This window comes from Gallibacterium melopsittaci, assembly GCF_042433085.1.
In the GTDB taxonomy this organism is placed as follows: Bacteria; Pseudomonadota; Gammaproteobacteria; order Enterobacterales; family Pasteurellaceae; genus Gallibacterium; species Gallibacterium melopsittaci.
Genome location: NZ_JBHLWA010000010.1, coordinates 52,587 through 72,775 on the forward strand (window position 1 = coordinate 52,587; position 20,189 = coordinate 72,775).

17 protein-coding genes and 1 other annotated feature are annotated in these 20,189 nt (G+C 38.3%); of the genes, 4 read left to right on the top strand and 13 right to left on the bottom strand.

The genetic code is table 11. From position 1 onward, the window contains the following. Positions 1-63 precede the first annotated feature (63 nt). Complete coding sequence (locus ACFFHT_RS02350) at positions 64-1,785, top strand: protein-disulfide reductase DsbD (protein WP_382373101.1); 1,722 nt, start codon at positions 64-66, stop codon at positions 1,783-1,785. Between the two features lie 56 nt (positions 1,786-1,841). On the opposite strand, the gene ACFFHT_RS02355 is transcribed toward ACFFHT_RS02350, so the two are convergent. The 3 genes from ACFFHT_RS02355 to ACFFHT_RS02365 form a co-directional block, all read right to left on the bottom strand. Further along, entirely contained in the window at positions 1,842-2,453 is a 612-nt protein-coding gene (locus tag ACFFHT_RS02355) for a Fic/DOC family protein (protein WP_382373103.1), read from the bottom strand. After that, a complete protein-coding gene (locus ACFFHT_RS02360) occupies positions 2,443-2,613 on the bottom strand; it encodes an antitoxin VbhA family protein (protein WP_382373105.1) in 171 nt (56 codons plus the stop codon). Before ACFFHT_RS02360 ends, ACFFHT_RS02355 begins: the two co-directional genes overlap by 11 nt. Before the next feature lie 227 nt (positions 2,614-2,840). Next, positions 2,841-4,499, bottom strand: a complete 1,659-nt coding sequence (locus ACFFHT_RS02365) for a putative transporter (protein ID WP_382373107.1) — start codon at positions 4,497-4,499, stop codon at positions 2,841-2,843. Between the two features lie 181 nt (positions 4,500-4,680). Here ACFFHT_RS02365 and ACFFHT_RS02370 point away from each other — a divergent pair, with 181 nt between their 5' ends. Then, complete coding sequence (locus ACFFHT_RS02370; protein ID WP_382373109.1) at positions 4,681-6,465, top strand: ABC transporter ATP-binding protein/permease; 1,785 nt, start codon at positions 4,681-4,683, stop codon at positions 6,463-6,465. A gap of 254 nt (positions 6,466-6,719) precedes the next feature. Here ACFFHT_RS02370 and hisD read toward each other — a convergent pair whose 3' ends face one another. From hisD to menC, 3 genes are all read right to left on the bottom strand, one after another. After that, positions 6,720-8,006 carry a histidinol dehydrogenase gene (gene hisD, locus ACFFHT_RS02375; protein ID WP_382373111.1) on the bottom strand — a complete coding sequence of 429 codons (1,287 nt, stop codon included), beginning with the start codon at positions 8,004-8,006 and terminating at the stop codon, positions 6,720-6,722. Positions 8,007-8,019: 13 nt separating this feature from the next. Continuing rightward, a complete protein-coding gene (hisG, locus tag ACFFHT_RS02380) occupies positions 8,020-8,919 on the bottom strand; it encodes an ATP phosphoribosyltransferase (RefSeq protein ID WP_382373113.1) in 900 nt (299 codons plus the stop codon). A 33-nt stretch (positions 8,920-8,952) separates the two neighbouring features. Further along, positions 8,953-9,075: a sequence feature (His leader region), on the bottom strand. A gap of 106 nt (positions 9,076-9,181) precedes the next feature. Further along, positions 9,182-10,180, bottom strand: coding sequence for an o-succinylbenzoate synthase (menC, locus tag ACFFHT_RS02385; RefSeq protein WP_382373115.1), 999 nt, complete (start codon positions 10,178-10,180; stop codon positions 9,182-9,184). Between the two features lie 232 nt (positions 10,181-10,412). Between menC and queA the strand changes: the two genes are divergently transcribed. Both queA and tgt read left to right on the top strand, forming a co-directional pair. Further along, positions 10,413-11,498: a tRNA preQ1(34) S-adenosylmethionine ribosyltransferase-isomerase QueA gene (queA, locus tag ACFFHT_RS02390; protein ID WP_382373117.1), complete on the top strand. Its 1,086-nt coding sequence runs from the start codon at positions 10,413-10,415 to the stop codon at positions 11,496-11,498. 84 nt (positions 11,499-11,582) lie between these two features. Next, positions 11,583-12,737, top strand: coding sequence for a tRNA guanosine(34) transglycosylase Tgt (tgt, locus tag ACFFHT_RS02395; protein ID WP_382373119.1), 1,155 nt, complete (start codon positions 11,583-11,585; stop codon positions 12,735-12,737). Between the two features lie 356 nt (positions 12,738-13,093). On the opposite strand, the gene ACFFHT_RS02400 is transcribed toward tgt, so the two are convergent. Genes ACFFHT_RS02400 through hpaE form a run of 7 tightly spaced genes read right to left on the bottom strand, consistent with a single transcriptional unit; the run spans position 13,094 to position 20,166 of the window. Then, the gene (locus tag ACFFHT_RS02400; RefSeq protein WP_382373218.1) at positions 13,094-14,539 is read right to left on the bottom strand and encodes an NAD-dependent succinate-semialdehyde dehydrogenase; all 1,446 of its coding nucleotides are present in this window, start codon (positions 14,537-14,539) and stop codon (positions 13,094-13,096) included. A 24-nt stretch (positions 14,540-14,563) separates the two neighbouring features. Continuing rightward, positions 14,564-15,373, bottom strand: coding sequence for a 4-hydroxy-2-oxoheptanedioate aldolase (gene hpaI, locus ACFFHT_RS02405; RefSeq protein ID WP_382373121.1), 810 nt, complete (start codon positions 15,371-15,373; stop codon positions 14,564-14,566). Between the two features lie 10 nt (positions 15,374-15,383). After that, positions 15,384-16,187, bottom strand: a complete 804-nt coding sequence (hpaH, locus tag ACFFHT_RS02410) for a 2-oxo-hept-4-ene-1,7-dioate hydratase (RefSeq protein WP_382373123.1) — start codon at positions 16,185-16,187, stop codon at positions 15,384-15,386. 15 nt (positions 16,188-16,202) lie between these two features. Beyond that, a complete protein-coding gene (locus tag ACFFHT_RS02415; RefSeq protein WP_382373125.1) occupies positions 16,203-17,426 on the bottom strand; it encodes a Bcr/CflA family multidrug efflux MFS transporter in 1,224 nt (407 codons plus the stop codon). A gap of 21 nt (positions 17,427-17,447) precedes the next feature. Beyond that, positions 17,448-17,828 carry a 5-carboxymethyl-2-hydroxymuconate Delta-isomerase gene (locus ACFFHT_RS02420; protein WP_382373127.1) on the bottom strand — a complete coding sequence of 127 codons (381 nt, stop codon included), beginning with the start codon at positions 17,826-17,828 and terminating at the stop codon, positions 17,448-17,450. A gap of 9 nt (positions 17,829-17,837) precedes the next feature. Continuing rightward, positions 17,838-18,686: a 3,4-dihydroxyphenylacetate 2,3-dioxygenase gene (hpaD, locus tag ACFFHT_RS02425; RefSeq protein WP_382373129.1), complete on the bottom strand. Its 849-nt coding sequence runs from the start codon at positions 18,684-18,686 to the stop codon at positions 17,838-17,840. 16 nt (positions 18,687-18,702) lie between these two features. Continuing rightward, entirely contained in the window at positions 18,703-20,166 is a 1,464-nt protein-coding gene (gene hpaE, locus ACFFHT_RS02430; protein WP_382373131.1) for a 5-carboxymethyl-2-hydroxymuconate semialdehyde dehydrogenase, read from the bottom strand. Between the last annotated feature and the right edge of the window lie 23 nt (positions 20,167-20,189).

Sequence of the window (20,189 nt, forward strand, 5' to 3'; positions counted from 1 at the left end):
CTAAGAAATTCAGCTGTAACTATGCTAAACTTCCTTTCCGTTTTTTCAATTAATAGCATCAGTATGATTAGAAAATCTTTCTCTCTATTTTGTGTTTTTTGCTTATTTTTAATCACTACAACTGCCAGTGCAGGTTTATTTAACAAAAAGAATGAATATCTCACTGTCGAGCAAGCATTCCCTTTTTCTATTCAAGCTGATACACAAAAAATCACACTACATTGGGATATTCTGCCTAATTACTACTTATATAAACATACCGTCACCATCAATAGCGATGATGTAGCCTTTAGCCAACAAATTGTCCCAATTATTGAGAAAAAACATCAAGATCCCTACTTTGGTGAAACGCTTATTTTTGAACAAGGCTTAGATATTTATCTCACTCCAAAACAAAATACATTCCTTCCACAGGGAAAATTACAAATTAATTATCAAGGTTGTACTGAAGGACTCTGTTATCCACCACAAACTCAAGAGATTGATCTTTCTCAACTGATTAAACCGACACAAACAACTACGGCGACAACTAGCCCAGATACAAAAAATGAAACTAATCAATTTAGTCAACAGCTTTTCCAAAGTAAGTTTGCCGTTTTTTGGTTCTTCCTATTAGGAATTGGTTTAGCTTTTACCCCTTGTGTACTGCCAATGTTGCCTTTGCTATCTGCTATCGTTATTGGTAAAGAGCAACGAGTAAACACGGGGAAAGCCCTATTATTAAGTTTTATTTATGTGCAAGGTATGGCGTTGACTTATGCACTTTTAGGTTTAGCGGTTGCTGCAGTAGGCTTATCATTACAGGTTTGGCTGCAAAGTCCTTATGTATTAGGTGCGTTCGCTCTACTCTTTATTCTGCTTGCTTGTTCAATGTTTGGTTTATTTACCTTACAACTGCCAAACAGCTGGCAAAATAAGTTAACCCAGTTAAGCCAAAAACAATCGGCAGGAATGTATGGTGGCGTATTTATGATGGGGGCGATTGCAGGCTTAATTGCTTCACCTTGCACATCTGCTCCACTTTCAGGTGCATTACTCTATGTTACTCAAACTGGCGATCTTGTAACTGGTGCATTAACACTCTACCTTTTAGCCTTAGGAATGGGAACACCACTCATGGCGATTACCGTGTTTGGTAATAAAATTTTGCCGAAATCAGGTGCTTGGATGGAAAATGTCAAAATTGCATTTGGTTTCGTATTATTAGCTTTACCGATCATTCTGTTATCACGTTTCTTACCAGCAAATTGGGAACAAATTTTATGGTCTTTACTTGGAATTGCCTTTTTTGCTTGGCTAATGACGCTTACTGGACGACATAGTCGTTTATGGCAAGTCATCTGTGTAATGGCGATGATCATTTCAGCGACACCACTCTACCTCTCTATTCAACAAATGTTGAATCCAGAAACGACTACCACACAAGACAACTTTATTCTTGTGCAGGATTTAACTGAACTACAACAACAGCTACAACGCAATCCTCATAAAATTGCGATGGTTGATCTGTATGCGGATTGGTGTGTGGCTTGTAAAGAATTTGAACATAAAACCTTTAATCAACCACAAGTACAACAACGCCTACAACAGATCCAATTATTACGTGTGGATATGACGAAAAATAGTGCAGCCAATCAAGCGTTAAGTAAACAATATCAAGTACTTGGTTTGCCAACCATTCTGTTTTTTGATCAACAAGGCAATGAAATTCCAAATAGTCGCATCACTGGTTTTTTAGATGCCGAACAATTTAGTCAATGGTTAGATCGGTTATTAAGCCAGTAAAAATAAGCCCCATCTGTGGGGCTTGTTTGTAATCACCTACAAATATTACTTTATTTTTATAACTTCAATTTTTCCAAATGATTAGAAAGTGGTTTCAATCCCCTTTCAATAATTGATTCTAGCCCCGTATAATCACAAAAATAAGCAGCAATAGACGCTTGTATCATTTCTTCTTGAGTAGTTTTATCAAAAGTTAATTCAAATCCTGCTTCTTTTGCTAATTGCGAAATAAAAACTCTTTGAGTTCTACCGTTTCCCTCTCTAAAAGGATGTATAGCGTTAATTTCACCCAGATAATAGGCTAATCTACTAGCCATCTTTTCAGGTTCAGTATTCTTTAGATAATTCTCTTTTCTTAATTGAGAGAATAATTTTTCTGCTTCTGGAATGATTCTTGAGTTTGTAGCAAACATTGAATTACCTTTTGATATATCAATGTTTCTAATATCTCCAGCCCAACTATAAATTTGGTCAAAGATATGTTTATGAATAGCTTGAAGGTGTTTTAAATCAAAAGAACCTTTTATAGGATCTATTGATAATTTAACAATCTGAACAGAAGTAATATTATTTTCTTTCTTATTCAGTTCATTTTGATCATCTATCCCAAACTTGTTAAGTAATACTCCATTTTTAGATACTAAACGATCAGAAGTATTATATTTCATAAGCTATGGATTGAAGTTCACTCATTGATATTTCACCATTAATCCATTGCTGGAAATAATTTAGCATTTCACTGCTAACATCAAAACCCTCTAAACGATTGTTATCGATAGCAAACTGAACAGCTTTTTGCCTGTTTAACTTTTCTTCTTCTGTAATCATATAATCCTCACTAATTACATCCATATCATCTGTACAAATTGTCAATATTATAACCAATCACTCACATACAATCAATCACAATAAAATATAAGCCATTGATTTATAAATAATAAATAATTATTTTCAAATCTAAAATTAAGAAATTTTTGCTTGATAACAATCTACAATTTTTTGTTATCTAGATAAAAATAGCCCCACATCTGTGGGGCTTAGTAAACTTTATAAACCTAAATGGCAAACAACAATATTGCCAATAACTGCGGTGAGATAATCCGCAGGAACATCACTAATGGATACACTGTGGCATAAGAAAGAGAAGCGGCCCCACTCTCTTCCTTAATGGCATTAGCAAAGGCTAACGCTGGTGGATCGGTCATCGAACCAGCAAGCAAACCACAAATAGTAAGATAATTGAGTTTGCCATATAACCTTGCGACAAGCCCAGTAATAAAGAGTGGAATAAAGGTAATTAACATACCGTAAAGTACCCACTCACCACCATCGCCGTCCACTAAGGATTCAAGGAAGTTACCACCAGATTTCAAGCCAACAACGGAAAGGAATAACACAATACCAATTTCACGCAAGGCTAAGTTTGCACTTGGTGGCATAAACCAATAAAGTTTACCAATACTACCAATTCTTGCCAAAATTAAGGCTACCACCAACGGTCCACCAGCAAGACCTAATTTTAACGCTACAGGGAAACCTGGAATTTGTACTGGAATAGAACCTAGCAATACCCCTAAACCAATCCCAATAAAAACAGGCAACATTTGTACCTGTTGTAGTTTTTGCTGTGCGTTCCCAATAATCGCAGTAACAGCTTCAATCGCATCTAAACGACCAACAAGATTCAACACGTCCCCAAATTGCAAACTCGTATTTTGGCTTGGAACTAATTCAATCCCCGCACGGTTTAAACGAGAAATCACCACTTCATATTTTTGATGGATATTGAGATCTCGAATTTTCTTCCCTAACACTTGCTCATTAGTCACCACAACACGCACTGTACGCAAGTCAGTTCCACGAGTCGTTAATAATTCACTGCCCGCTAACTCACCTACCACTAATTGCACACGGTGCAATGCTGCTGGTTCACCAACTAAGTGCAAATAATCATTCAGGTTCACAATCGTATCATCTTTCGGTACTGACAACGTATCACCACGTTTTAATCGTGAACAGATCACTTCCTTGACTTCTAAACCTGGAATTTCACCAATACGTAATCCAGCAAGATTCGGGTTAGTTACACGCACATTAATTGCACTTAATGTTTCTTTATCGTGATTCATTTCTCGTTCAAACGCCGCTGCTTCTTGATCGACTTTGATTTTGAAGAATAAACGAATTAACCACATCGTAAGCAAAATACCACAAATACCAAACGGATATGCCATTGCATAAGCAGTACCCATGGTTTCCGTAATATTCGTAAAACCTAACTCTGCAAGAATTTGTTGGCCTGCACCAAGGGATGGTGTATTAGTTACTGCACCAGAGAAGATACCTAAAATCACTGGCAACTCTAAGCCAAATCCTTTGTAAAGGATAATGACTAACAATGCACCTAAAAAAACGATCATCATAGCGAATAAATTAAGTTTTAAGCCTGATGATCGTAGTGAAGAGAAGAAACCGGGACCAACTTGAATACCAATGGTATAAACAAATAGAATCAAACCAAATTCTTGCACAAAGTGCATAGTATGCGAGTCTAAGGTGATCCCATATTGTGTCGTAAAATGGGAAACCAATATCCCACCAAACAACACCCCGCCGATCCCTAGACCGACCCCTCTAATTTTCCAGTGTCCTATCCATAATCCAAGTACAGCAACTAACGATAGGAGACTGATAGTGATAGCAATATCACTCATACAACTACTCCTTAATAGTTAAAAATAAACTGTGCGAAATTATATTGCTTTCTATCTGGAAAAAAACTGAGAAAAGGCAAATTTTGCTAATTTTTTTAGAAATTTTTTGCTTAAAGTGTTATCTCTAGGCAAAATAAGCAGGTTTCTTATTAATGATTAATCATACTAGGTTGTAATTACAATGGACTTACTGTCAGAAGCGATGACCTCGCTCATTTGGATTATTAAAAGTTTTATTATTAGTAGTATCTGTTTCCTAATAGCTTTAATGTTACTCATTAAATTTACTCGTTGGGGACATCAATTTTGGCAACTCACTAAAAATTATTTTCTGAGTAAGCAAGGCATTGTGCCACTCCTTACCTTCACGATTATTGTATTGTTAACCTTACTTTCCGTTCGTATTGATGTGATTTTTTCACAATGGTACAACAATATGTATAAATCCTTGCAGGAACTCAATGCTGAAGCCTTTTGGCAACAAATGGTGGTTTTCTGTGTGATTGCAGGGGTAAATTTAGTTAATGTACTTGTGATTTACTTTGTAAAAAGCAAATTTAACATCCATTGGCGAGAATGGTTAAATGGACAATTTCTTGATCGTTGGTTAAGTAACCAAAGTTTCTATAAAACCCAATACACCTATAATCAAATGGATAACCCCGATCAACGTATTCAACAAGATATTACTTCTTATGTGGAAAACTCAATGAGTTTCTCGACTGGTGTGATTAGTGCTTGTGTATCGATTGTCGCTTTTACAGGTATTTTATGGAATCTTTCTGGCCCAATGACGATTGCAGGCGTTGAAATTCCACATATGATGGTATTTCTTGTATTTATTTACGTTTTGATTACCAGTGTTTTTGCTTTTAAATTAGGTCGTCCGCTAATTAAATTAAATTTTGCTAATGAAAAATTAAATGCGGATTATCGTTATTCCTTGATTCGCGTTAAAGAATATGCAGAAAGTATTGCTTTTTACGCAGGCGAAAAAATAGAACGTATTCTGCTTAATCAACAATTTAAACGTATTATTGATAATGTTTGGCAATTAATTTATCGAACCTTAAAACTCTCTGGTTTTAACTTAGTGGTTAGCCAAGTATCCGTGGTATTTCCATTTATTATTCAAGCACAACGTTTCTTTTCTAAACAAATTACGTTGGGAGATATGGTGCAAACGGCACAGGCTTTTGGGCAGGTGCATAGCTCATTATCCTTTTTCCGCAATAGTTATGATGTCTTTACGGAATATCGAGCTACCCTTGAACGGTTAAGCGGATTTACTGCTGCTATTCAAAATTGCCAACAAAATAATGTGGCACAAATCGCACATGATAGTGATGATATTGTTTTTGAGGATCTATCTGTCTTTAATGCAGAAGGTACAACCTTATTAAATCAACTTAATTTAACCTTAAAAACAGGACAACGTTTATTAATTCAAGGTCCATCTGGCGTAGGAAAAACAACGTTATTGCGTACCATTGCAGGTTTATGGCTTTATTCTAGTGGTAAAATCCGTTGCCCAGAAGAAGCACTCTTTCTCTCACAAAAGAGTTACTTACCACAAGGTACATTACGTTCAACCTTATATTATCCAAACAACATTATTGAAAATGATCAGCAACGTGCAGTAGAGATTTTAAAAGCAGTACAACTGCCGCATCTTGTGGATAAATTAGATGAATCTCGAGATTGGACGCGTATTCTCTCTTTAGGTGAGCAACAACGTGTCGCTATTGCTCGTTTATTACTAGCCGAACCTAAAGTCGCTTTCCTTGATGAAGCAACATCTAGTATGGATGAAGGCTTGGAATTTGCAATGTATCAATTATTAATTGAGCGTTTGCCAAATACGATATTAATTAGTGTCGGTCACCGTTCGACCTTACACCAACATCATACTGATTTGTTGATGTTATTAGGTAAGGGAGAGTGGCAAAGTAAAGCGTTACATTAAAACTGTAATATAGATGTAGGATATCAGTATCTGATCTAGTTGGTTGACAAAGTCATTTTCATTAATTTTGGGTTTATTTTTTCACTAAACTAGCCTCATCTATTGTAACAAGAGACTAGGGGAAATTAGTCCCCCTCTTTCGTAAAGAGGGGCTAGGGGAGATTTCAGCTAGCATTTTATTAAATCAAGACTGCCAAATCTCCCAAACCCTCTTTGCTAAAGAGGGTTTTAGTTGCCACAAGTGTACCACTATATTATTTCAAACTCGCACATCGTAGCGTAACCGCATTCTTATGTGCTTGTAACTGCTCGGCTTCTGCCATTAACTCCACTGTTTTAGCAAGTTGTGCGAAACCTTGTGGGGTTAACTCTTGTACCGTCATTCGCTTACTGAAATCGGCCAAACCTAAACTTGAACTGGTACGGCTGTAACCATAAGTTGGCAAAACGTGATTGGTGCCAGACGCATAATCCCCCATACTTTCTGGTGAATAAGCACCTAAGAAAATTGAGCCAGCATTGTCTAATTCTGGTAATAATGCTCTGGCATTTTCCACTTGTACAATTAAGTGTTCAGGTGCATAAGCATTACTAATTTCTACGCATTGAACTAAATCTTGCGCAATAATGATACGACTATGTGAAAGCGCTTTTTCGGCAGTTTCGGCTCGTGGTAATAGAGCTAATTGTTCTGCAATCGCTTGTTCTGTTTGTTCGGCTAACGTTTGACTTGGTGTAACCAGAATAACTTGTGAATCTGCACCATGTTCCGCTTGAGAGAGTAAATCGGCTGCAACAAACTGAGGATTCGCAAATTGATCAGCAATAACTAATACTTCTGATGGGCCAGCTTGCATATCGATTGCTGCACCATTTGGATCTTGGCTAACTTGACGCTTTGCTTCTGTTACAAAAGCATTTCCTGGTCCGAAAATTTTATCAACTTTAGGAATGGATTCTGTACCAAATGCCATTGCCATTACGGCTTGTGCTCCACCGACTTGATAAATTGTTTCAACACCACACAATGCAGCCGCATAAAGAATTTCATCGGCAATCGGTGGCGGAGAACAGAGAATAATTTGTTGACAACCAGCGATTTTTGCAGGCGTCGCTAACATCAACACGGTTGAGAATAGTGGTGCTGAACCCCCAGGAATATATAAACCGACTTTGTTAATTGGACGAGTAAGCACCTGGCAGCGAACACCAGGTTGCGTTTCAATATCGACTGGTGCCGCTTTTTGTGCTTGGTGGAATGTTGCAATATTACGTTGTGCAGTTTGTATCGCTTGTTTTAATTCAGGTGCGATTCTTGCACTGGCTGCGTCAATTTGTTCGGCAGACACTTTTAATTCGGTAAGATTAACCTTATCAAAACGTTGATTCAGTTCAAATAGGGCTTGATCCCCTTTTTGTAAAACAAGTTCTCGAATTTCATCAACTGCAGCTTGGATTTTTTGTGAACTGACAATCGCTGGTCGTTGCATAGCTTGCTGGCGTTGTTGTTGATCTAAATTATTCCAAATAAGTGTTTTCATATCAGTACCCTACTTAATTCATCATTTTTTCAATAGGTAATACAAGGATAGAACTTGCACCGACTGCTTTTAATTGTTCCATTGTTTCCCAGAAAAGATTTTCTTGGCTAACCATATGCAATGCAACACGATCATCTTCGTTAGCTAAAGGTAAGATAGTTGGATCTTCAACGCCTGGTAATAAGGCAACTACTTCTTTGAGTTTGCTTTTTGGTGCGTGCAACATAATGTATTTGGATTCTCTTGCTTGCATTACCCCTTGAATACGGGTGAGCAATTTATCGATTAATTGTTGTTTAGCAGGTTCTAACGGATTGTTTTGTTGAATTAAGCAAGATTTTGAACGATAGATGACATCCACTTCACGCAAGCCATTGGCTTCTAATGTTGCCCCCGTAGAAACAAGGTCGCAAATTGCATCGGCTAGACCAGCACGAGGAGCCACCTCTACGGAACCATTTAATAAACAACTTTTGAATTTTAAACCACGCTCGGTCATAAAACGTCTTAATAATTGGGGATAAGAGGTTGCGATTCGCATATTGTTTAATGATTCAGGACCAGTATATTCCGCATCTTGTGGGACAGCGAGTGATAAACGACAAGCACCGAAATCTAAACGAGTGAGCATTTTATAATTGGCTTCTTCACCACTTGCTTTACGGCGAAGTTCTTCTTCTTCTAAAACATTTTCACCAATAATCCCAAGATCAACCACACCATCAAACACTAATCCTGGAATATCGTCATCTCGCACTCGCAGAATATCAATAGGTAAGTTCTCTGCATAAGCGATTAAACGTTGTTCATTTAAATTAATTTTTACCCCACATTGTTTTAGTAATTCTTGAGAATCTTTACTTAAACGACCTGATTTTTGCATTGCAATACGTAAACGAGTTTTGTCTGACATTGTGTATTTCCTTCTTATTTAAATGCTAAAAAAATAAAAAACCCTTCGGAACAACTTCCGAAGGGTTATAACTTGATATTCGCACTCTCGGAAGTTTGTTATCTTCCAAGCAGCACCAAACGCCTGAAAGATTATTCAGAAGAATGGTGATGATGATGAGAGTAACGAATGAATAACATAAACTTTTACTTCCTAAGCTAAAAAACGACCTTGCTTAAACTATGCGATTTTAATTGATTATGCAAGTATTTTCTTGGTGATTTTAGTGAATTTCTATTTCGCTAATATATTCACTCTGTAAATCCGCTATTGGTAAAGTCGAATTTGGCCAACTACGCACAAGTTGTACTTGCATTAAATCTAATGTATCTAAACCTGGCGTGGTATCTGGGGTATATTGTTGGGCAATTCGAGCAAGTTGTGTTAAACCAAAGCTCGACTCAATGCTTGAGCTAATCACCGCCATCAAGCCTTGTTGATGTGCTTGTTCAATTAACTGCACACATTTTTCTAATGAACCTACAAGAGTGGGTTTAATTACGATTGCAGTCACATTATTTTCAGCTTTCACTTGAAAATCAGGATCTCGCACCGTTTCATCCCACGCAATGGCAATCCCTGTATCCGCAGCAAATTGTAAACTCTCACTAGGCGTTTTACATGGTTCTTCAATAAATTGAATTCTCGCTCGATGTTCAGGTTTAACATATTTGGCAAACATTGCCGCTTTTGCTGGCGTCCAAGAACGATTTGCATCTAAACGAAGTTTCAGATCGGGAATCGCTTCTAAGAACATATCTGCAATTAAACCATCACGATTAGCTTCATATAGCCCAACTTTAATTTTGGCTATTTTGTCACCAGGTAGCTGTTCTAATTCTGCATACAGTTCATCAGGATCGCCATAACATAATGGGGCAGTTTTAAAATTACCTTGTTCACCTAACTTCTCTTTTAGCTCAGCTAAGGCACAACTTAAACCAAAAGCAACAGACGGATAGCAGCTTTCGAGTGATAATTTTTCATTACGAGATCGAGCTTGATCCCAGTTTTTAAGCCATTCAATCGCTTGTTGTTGTGCTTGTTCTAATGTTTCGTGGCTAAATTCAGGTAATGGGGCAATTTCGCCCCAACCTGAGTGTTCTCCACATTGAATCTGGACTAATAGACCTTCACGCTGTTTTAAAAAGCGATTGCGTAAAACAACTTGGGAATCCATTGGAATTTGATAACGATAGAGTTTATAACAGCGTTCGGTCATAATTTTTTCCTACAATAATGAGTAAATTTAGCAAGTGGCGAGTATAGCAATTAGGTGAAAATGCGACAATCACAAAACTGGGTGAGTCCAGCTAAAACAAAAAATTGTCGCTCTTTTTTGCATTTTGTAAGTAATCGCAATAAACTTAGCCACCAAACAAAAAGAGTACATACGTTTCTTGAGTCAACATACACAAGAAACGGTTTTTTATTGATAAAAAATAGGTAAACATATGCGTGTTGCAGATTTTTATTTTGATCTTCCTGATGAATTAATCGCACGCTATCCACAAAAAGAGAGAACCGCAAGCCGTCTATTAAAATTAGATGGCAATAGTGGTGAGTTTTCACATCACCATTTTAAAGATGTCCTCTCATTTGTGAATGAGGGAGATCTGTTAGTCTTTAATAATACACGAGTTATTCCGGCCCGAATTTATGGTAGAAAAAGTAGTGGTGGAAAATTAGAAGTCCTAATTGAACGTGTATTAGATGATAAAAGTTGTTTAGCTCATGTGCGTGCCTCTAAAGCACCAAAAGAAGGTAGTGAGTTAATTTTAGGGGAAGATAAACTTGGCGAGGGTAACGGCATTCGTGTAAAGATGTTAGGTCGTCAAGAGGCATTATTTCATCTGCAATTTGAGATCACAGGATCGTTATTTGATAGCTTACAACAAATCGGACATATTCCATTGCCGCCGTATATTGATCGTCCTGATGAGGATGCAGATCAAGAGCGTTATCAAACAGTTTATAGTAAAGTCCCTGGTGCAGTTGCTGCGCCAACAGCAGGCTTACATTTTGATGAAGAATTGTTAGCTGCATTGCGTGCAAAAGGGGTGAAGACTGCATTTGTCACATTACACGTTGGTGCAGGAACATTCCAACCAGTACGAGTAGAAAATATTGAAGATCACCATATGCACGCCGAGTATGCGGAAGTGCCACAAGAGGTGGTGGATGCAGTATTAGCGACTAAAGCAGCGGGTAAGCGTGTGATTGCAGTAGGCACAACATCAGTACGATCCTTGGAGAGTGCTGCGTTAGCTGCAGAACAGCATCAAAGCGAACAGTTACTCGAACCATTTTTTGCGGATACCACCATTTTTATCTATCCAGGCAAAAAATTCCGTGTAGTAGATTGTTTAATTACTAATTTCCATTTGCCAGAATCTACCTTAATTATGTTGGTTTCTGCGTTCGCTGGTTATGACAATATTATGCGAGCGTATCGGAATGCGGTGGAAAATCGGTATCGTTTTTTTAGTTATGGCGATGCAATGTTTTTGACTAAAAAAGATAATTCCTCTTCACATTAAGTTGAAAGAGCGAAAATATTTAACCTCTCAATCTTGAGTAGGTATTTTTAACTTCGAACTGTTTATTCGTTGATTGGAGAAACTATGCAATATGAATTAAAAAAGACGGACGGTCGTGCTCGCCGTGGGCAACTGACGTTTGAACGTCCGCAAGGAACTTTTACTGTACAAACCCCAGCGTTTATGCCAGTAGGAACGTATGGCACAGTAAAAGGGATGACACCAGAAGAAGTGCGTGCAACAGGTGCGGAAATCTTATTAGGAAATACCTTCCACTTATGGTTACGCCCTGGTCAAGAAATTATGCGTAAGCACGGTGATTTACACGACTTTATGCAATGGCATCGCCCGATCTTAACTGACTCAGGCGGTTTCCAAGTCTTTAGTTTAGGTAAATTACGCAAAATTACCGAAGAGGGCGTGAAATTCCAAAACCCAATTAATGGTGAACGTATTTTCTTATCACCAGAAAAATCAATGGAAATCCAATATGATCTTGGTTCAGATATTGTGATGATCTTTGATGAATGTACACCGTACCCATCAACCTTTGACTATGCGAAAAATTCAATGGAATTATCCTTGCGTTGGGCTAAACGTTGCCGTGATCGTTTTGATCAATTAGGCAATAAAAATGCACTCTTTGGGATTATTCAAGGTGGTGTCCACGAAGAGTTACGTCAAGTTTCATTAGATGGGCTATTGGAGATTGGCTTTGACGGCTATGCTGTTGGCGGCTTAGCAGTGGGTGAACCGAAAGAAGATATGCACCGTATTCTCGAATATATTTGCCCGAAAATTCCACAAGATAAACCACGCTATTTAATGGGCGTAGGGAAACCTGAGGATTTAGTGGAAGGAGTAAGACGTGGTATTGATATGTTCGACTGCGTAATGCCAACACGCAATGCACGCAATGGGCATCTCTTTGTTACTGATGGGGTAGTAAAAATTCGCAACGCAAAATATCGTGATGATACCTCGCCATTAGATCCTGAATGTGATTGCTATACTTGTAAGCATTACACCAAATCTTATCTTTATCATTTGGATAAATGTGGTGAGATTTTAGGTGCAAGATTAAATACCATTCACAACTTACGCTATTATCAACGTTTAATGGAACAAATTCGTCAAGCCATTGAAGAACAACGTTTTGAGGAGTTTGTACAGGAATTTTATGCCAGAATGGGCAAACCTGTTCCACCATTAAATCAATATCATCCATTTGAAGAGTAATAAAAAATTATCCCGCTTCTGTAAGAAGAAGTGGGATAAAGCTCAGACTGCTAATAACCTCAATTTTAAGCAAAGTCTTTATAAAATCCCCAACGGTTACCTTGTGCCTTGCCCGAATGCAGGAAAGATTTTTAGGCAAAAAACGTCTAATTTTTCGTAGAAAAATATCAGTTTTTTGCCGCCCGAAAAATCTTGACGGAATGAGGAAATAGCAAGGCACTAGGGTGTGCTTTTTTTTGCCTACTTTTCTTTGCACAAGCAAAAAAAAGTAGGTCGCCCTTTAGGGCGAAACCTACATTGTGTTAAAAATAAGATAAGAAATTAACTAATATAATTTTTTATTTAACTCATAAACATCAAATCTTCATACACAAATATTTCAACTCCATAAACTCATCCATACCGTGATGTGAACCTTCTCGACCAAGACCCGATTCTTTCACACCACCAAATGGTGCCACTTCTGTTGAAATAATGCCTTCATTAATGCCCACCATACCATATTCTAAGGCTTCACTAACACGCCAAATACGGCTCATATCTTTCGTATAAATATATGAAGCTAAGCCGAACTCAGTATCATTTGCCATTTTGATCGCTTCTTCTTCACTATCAAAACAGAATAATGGCGCTAATGGAGCAAAGGTTTCTTCTTTTGCCACTTTCATATTTTGCGTAACATTGGTCAAAATCGTTGGCTCAAAGAATGTACCGCCTAATGAATGACGTTTTCCGCCACAAACTTGGGTCGCCCCTTTGGCTAAGGCATCTGCAATATGATCTTCGATTTTTTTCACTGCATTTTCTGTAATCAAAGGTCCAATTTCTACGCCTTGTTCAAAAGCAGAACCAATTTTCATTTGTTGTACTCGTGCAGTAAATTTTTCAGCAAATGCAGCATAAATTCCCCGTTGCACATAAATTCGATTAGTACAAACACAAGTTTGTCCCGCATTACGGAATTTTGAGGCAATCACGCCTTCAATTGCATTATCTAAATCCGCATCATCAAAAATAATGGAAGGGGCATTACCGCCCAATTCTAAAGCAACTTTTTTCACCGTTGAGGCACATTGTTCCATTAAAATTTTGCCTACTCTGGTTGACCCTGTGAAGGTGAGTTTTTTCACGATTGGATGTTGGCTTAATACTTTGCCAATACCAATAGCATCGGTACCAATCACCACATTAAACACACCAGCAGGCACACCAGCTTGTTCAGCAAGTACCGCTAACGCTAAAGCAGATAAAGGCGTTTCTGGGGCAGGTTTTAGCACCATCGTACAACCACTTGCTAATGCAGGTGCTGCTTTACGCGTGATCATTGCATTAGGGAAGTTCCACGGAGTAATGGCAGATACCACACCAATAGGCTGTTTAATTACCACGATACGGCGATTGGTTTTATCTTGTGGAATGACTTCACCATAAGAACGTTTTGCTTCTTCGGCGAACCATTCCAGAAAACTTGCCCCATAAGCAATTTCACCACGGCTTTCCGTAATTGGCTTACCTTGTTCTAAACTCAATAATTGAGCTAATTCTTCTTGATTTGCCATCACCAGTTCAAACCAACGGCGTAAAATTTGACCTCGCTCTTTGCCTGTTTTAGAAGCCCAAGCAGCTTGTGCTTGTTGAGCTGCATAAAGTGCTTGTTCTGTTTCTTTTACTCCAGCATCACTCACTTGGCAAAGAATTTCCCCTGTTGCAGGATTAGTTACGGGGAAAAGTTTACCTGATTCAGCAGGGACAAATTGACCATTAATGTAGGATTGCGTGCGTAAGAGGGGGAATTGTGTAATATCCATTATCGGTCTCCTTTGATATTAATACACACTATTATTAGTTGTTGTAATGGCTGGTGCTTGTTGTTTAAAGCTAGCAGCCAATTTACTTAACTCACGCATTAAGATTGAAGTATCAACACCAACGGCGACAAATAAACAACCTAATGCTAAATAGTGCTGTGCCATTTTTGGATCAGCATACAGGATTCCTGGCGCTTTATCAGCTTGACGAATAATTTGAATTGCTTGTTCGATCTGTTGTTGTACGTCAGGATGACCTGGATTACCTAAATGCCCTAAAGAGGCACTTAAATCCGCTGGTCCAATAAAAATGCCATCAACGCCTTCCACTTTAGCAATTTCAGCTAGATTTTGTAATCCTTTTTCGTTTTCAATTTGTAGTAATAAACAAATTTCTTGATCAGCTTGTTGTAAATAATTAGTGACATTATTCCAACGTGAAGCTCGTGCTAAGGCACTCCCTACACCACGAATTCCTCTTGGAGGATAACGAACCGCACGAACTAACGCTTCCGCTTGTTCCACAGTTTCTACCATTGGAATTAATAATGTTTGTGCACCAATATCCAGCAACTGTTTAATAATAACTGCATCACCAATGGGTGGACGAACAATAGCAGAAGTGTCAGGATACCCACTAACGACCTGTAATTGATGCAGTAAAGTTTGAATATCATTTGGTGCGTGTTCACCATCAAGTAATAACCAATCAAAACCTGCATTGGCTGCAATTTCACACGCATAACCATTTGCCATTCCTACCCAAACACCAATTTGTGCTTGTTTCTGATGAATAGCTTTTTTAAACCGATTTTCTGGTAATTTCATTTTTTATCCCCTAGACGAATTGCATTGAGATACTGCCAAGCTCATGATAATCAACATGGAAAGTATCGCCTTGTCTAGCGGGAACAGGGCGAGTAAATGAACCACCAAGGATAATTTGTCCTGCTTTTAGACTCACACCATGTGGTGCTAATTTATTCGCTAACCAAGCTACACCTTTTAATGGATTATTTAATACTGCAGCAGAAACCCCTGATTCTTCTACAATACCATTGCGATAAAGAACAGCAGATACACGGCGTAAATCTACATCCATTGGTTTAATTGCTCGTCCTCCTAATACCACACCAGCATTGGCAGCATTATCTGAAATGGTATCAAATACACGGCGAGGCACTTTGGTTTTACGATCAAAAGATTCAATGCGTGCATCAATAATTTCTAAGGCAGGAATCACATAATCCGTTGCTTCTAATACATCAAAAATGGTGCAATTCGGACCTTGTAAATCACGTTTTAAAATAAACGCTAACTCTACTTCTACACGAGGTACGATAAAACGTGACATTGGAATTTCACCATTTTCCTCAAAAAACATATCGTCAAGTAATGCCCCATAATCAGGCTCATCAATTTGTGAACTGTTCTGCATCGCTTTTGAGGTTAAGCCAATTTTATGACCTTTTAATACTCGCCCTTCGGCAATTTTCATTGCTACCCACTCTTTTTGAATAGCATAAGCATCTTCAATCGTAATACCTGGATAGGCTAAAGAAAATTGTTCTATTTGTGTTCTGCTTTTTTCTGCTTCATTTAATGCGACTGCAGCTTGTCGAATGATTTCTGGAGTTAACATAATTTCACCTTAAATTTATGATGTTGTCTGATTATTGGTTTGGTTGTTAGGAAACAATGCAGCAAAGAGAAAACCAATGACTGCACAGATCGAACAGGCACAAAGTACGGTTAGCATAGTTTGCGGTGTTCCTTGGAAAAAATAAGAGAGGGTGGCACTAGCAAGTAATCCACCTGCAAATTGCATAGATGTGGCAAGTGCCATTGCTGTTCCAGCTCGTTCACGATGTAATTGCAATAACATTGCCATAATATTCGGCGCTATCGCACCAGTTAGCCCAATAAAGATAAATAACGGTAACATAATGGCGATTAGACTATCTGGATTAGCAAGTGCAAACCCGACACCAGCGATAGCAACAACACTGACTTCCACGCTTAACAGCGTTTTCAATGAATATTTTTTCGCAAAACGGTTATTCAACAATGTGCAGCAAATAATCGCTATCACATTTAAACCAAAGAAGTAACCATAGTATTGTGGCGAAAAATGGAAGTAATCAATATATACAAAAGGCGTACCCGCAACATAAGTAAATAATCCACCAAACATTGAAGCTAAACAAAAGATATAACCTATGGTGGCACGATGTTTAAGCACGGTACAGTAAGGTTTAAATATAGTAGTAAAAGTTAATGGCGTAGAAACGGTAACTTGATGCGTTTCTTCTAAGCGAAAATAGACAATAGCCCAACAGATACAGCCTAAAATAGCTAACAGTACAAAATTGGAACGCCAATCAAAAAAGAGTAATAACGCACCACCGATCATAGGTGCAAGCAACGGTGCTAACATCGTGATCAGTTGCATCATAGATAAAATACTGACAGTGCGTTGTGGCGGAAAGCGATCTCGTACAATGGCACGACCTAATACAGGTGCAGCACCTCCGCCAAAGGCTTGTAAAAAGCGACAACATAATAGTTGTTCAATATTGCTAGCAAATAGACAAGCCAAACTGGCAAGCACATAAAGTGACATCCCGAGAATCAGAATAAACCGTCTGCCATAACGATCTGATAATGGGCCATAAAGTAACATTCCAGCACAGAACCCCATTAAAAAGGTACTGACCGTAAATTGCACTTGAGCAATATCAGTTCCCAAATAGGCAGCAATATTGGGAAAAGTAGGTAAATACATATCGATAGAGAGTGGGCCAAACCCAACTAAACCACCAAGAAAAATGATTAATGCAGTTTCTGATAAAGGTTTAATTTGTGTTCGTGAGCTTGGCATACACTCTCCTAGTTTACAAAGTTATTTGAAACGAGTATGAACATTATTTTTTTTGAAATTGAGTGTTTCACTTAACTCACTGATTTCAAAAGAGAGTGCGAAATAACGTTTTGCAAATATTGGTGCGAAAAATTCGGTTAAGATTGCAAAAAGTTTTTCACCGACCTGTTTTAACTCAGCAGGATCTCGACCCGCTCCGATCTTTAAGGTGATATGAACAAAAGCATCATCTTCTTTACCATCTGCCATACGATAAACATCTACCCAATGGACTCGGCTGCGAATGCCGCCGAGTGGGAAAATCCCTGTACCAGCAAGATAGTCATGTACTTGTGGAAAAAGAGCTGCAAAATCCACATCGCCTTTTAGATTATCGGTCGCTTCAACAATAAAATGAGGCATATCAACTCCTTAATTTAAAGGGAAAACCGCATTGATTTGTCCAGTGCCTGAGCTAGGGAATAAGTCTGTTAAAATTTCAACACCTTTGTTGTATTTATCCCAACCAAGCATTCCCAATAACATCACCGTATCGTGCATATTGCCTTCACCGCGGCAAAATTCAGCATATTCAGGTAACATTGCACAGAAATCTTTGAAGTTGCCTTGTTTCCACATTTCTACAACGTGTAAATCAACTTGATGTTCAAACTCTCTGGTATAACTGTTCATTCCCTCTGCTGCACGTTCATCTGGAATGAAGTAGTGCGAAAGTGAACCACTGGCTAATACCGCAACAGTACCATCATAGGCTTCAATTGCTTCTAATACAGCCTCACCTAATTTGCGACTATTTTCAAAATCATGCGAGGTACAAAATGCAGAAATGGAAACCACTTTGAAATGCTTATCTTGATTCATATACCGCATTGGTACTAATGTGCCATATTCCAATTTCAAACTTGGAATTTCGTGTGCTTGTGCCCGTACACCTTTTTTCACCGCAAAATCAGCAATTAAATGCCCTAATTCAGGATTACCATCATAATTAAACGTAATATCTTTAATGAAATGAGGTAGCTCATTGCTGGTATAGATCCCTTCAAAATGATCACAGCAGTTAATGTGATAAGCACTATTCACCAACCAGTGTGTATCAAAAACAATGATGGTATCGACCCCTAACTCACGACAACGGCGACTAATTTCTTTATGGCCTTGGATTGCACTTTCACGGCAACCGTGGTTTTTACCAGGTAATTCAGAAAGATACATTGACGGCACATGTGTAATTTTGGCGGCTAATGCTAATTTACCCATAGCGCTCTCCTCATATTTATTTTACGCCCCAGCGTGGGATCGTGTGGTTTTCTAACGGTAAACAGATATTCTTGATTTCAGCGAAGACTTCAAAACTATATTCACCACCTTCACGACCAACACCAGACGCTTTAATACCACCAAATGGTTGACGGAGATCGCGGATATTATGACTATTAATAAACACCATACCAGCTTCAATGCCGTGAGCTAAACGATGTGCTTTGCCTAAATCGTTAGTCCAAACATAAGAAGCCAAACCATATTCAACATCATTAGCTAAACGTAATGCCTCTTCTTCATCTTTGAATGGAATTAAGCAAGCCACTGGCCCAAAGATCTCTTCTTGAGCAATTCGCATCTTATTATTCACGTTGGCAAAAACAGTTGGGCGAATAAAGTTACCTTTACTGAGATGTTCTGGTAAACCCTCTGGACGTTCTAAGCCACCAGCCATTAAGGTTGCCCCTTCTTCGATACCAATACGGATATAACCAGTTACTTTATCGTAATGTTGACGAGTAATCATTGAACCAACTTGTGTATTAAAGTCTTGTGGATCGCCGACAATAATACGTTTAGCTCGAGCAGCAAACTCTTTAACAAAATCATCATAGATAGTTTCTTGAATAAAAATACGCGAACCAGCAGTACAACGTTCCCCATTTAATGAGAAAATCGCAAAGAGCGAAGAATCTAAAGCACGTTCTACATCGGCATCATCAAAGATTAAGACTGGCGACTTACCACCTAATTCCATTGAGAATTTTTTCAAACCAGCATTACGCATAATATTGCGTCCAGTCACCGTACCACCAGTGAAAGAAACGGCACGCACATCATTATGGCAAACCAATGCGTGACCAGCTGTGGCACCATAACCTTGTACAACATTGAAAACCCCTTCAGGAATACCCGCTTCTAATACCAAACGGCCTAATTCATTGGCTGTAAGTGGTGATAATTCTGACATTTTTAATACGGCGGTATTACCTAACGCTAAACAAGGTGCAGTTTTCCAAGTTGCTGTCATAAATGGTACGTTCCAAGGTGAAACTAAACCACAAACACCAACAGGTTGATAAAGGGTATAGTTGAGCATTTTGTCATCAACAGGATAAGAATGCCCATTCATACGAGTACAAACTTCGGCAAAGAAGTTGAAATTGTGTGATGCACGAGGAATTAATACATTTTTGGTTTGATGAATTGGTAATCCAGTATCTAATGTTTCTAATTCAGCTAACTGTGCGACATGTTTATCAATTAAATCCCCTAAATTACGCATTAATTTAGCACGTTCTTTTGCTGGTGTTTTTGACCATTTAGGGAAAGCATCTTTTGCCGCTTGTACTGCCGCATTAATCTCTTTTTCACCACCACTGGCTACTTCACAAATCACTTCACCTGTCGCTGGATTAATATTTTGAAATGTTTCTTCGCTGGCAACTTCTTTACCATTGATCCAATGTTTAATCATAGTGTTATCCTCTCTAAAACTGG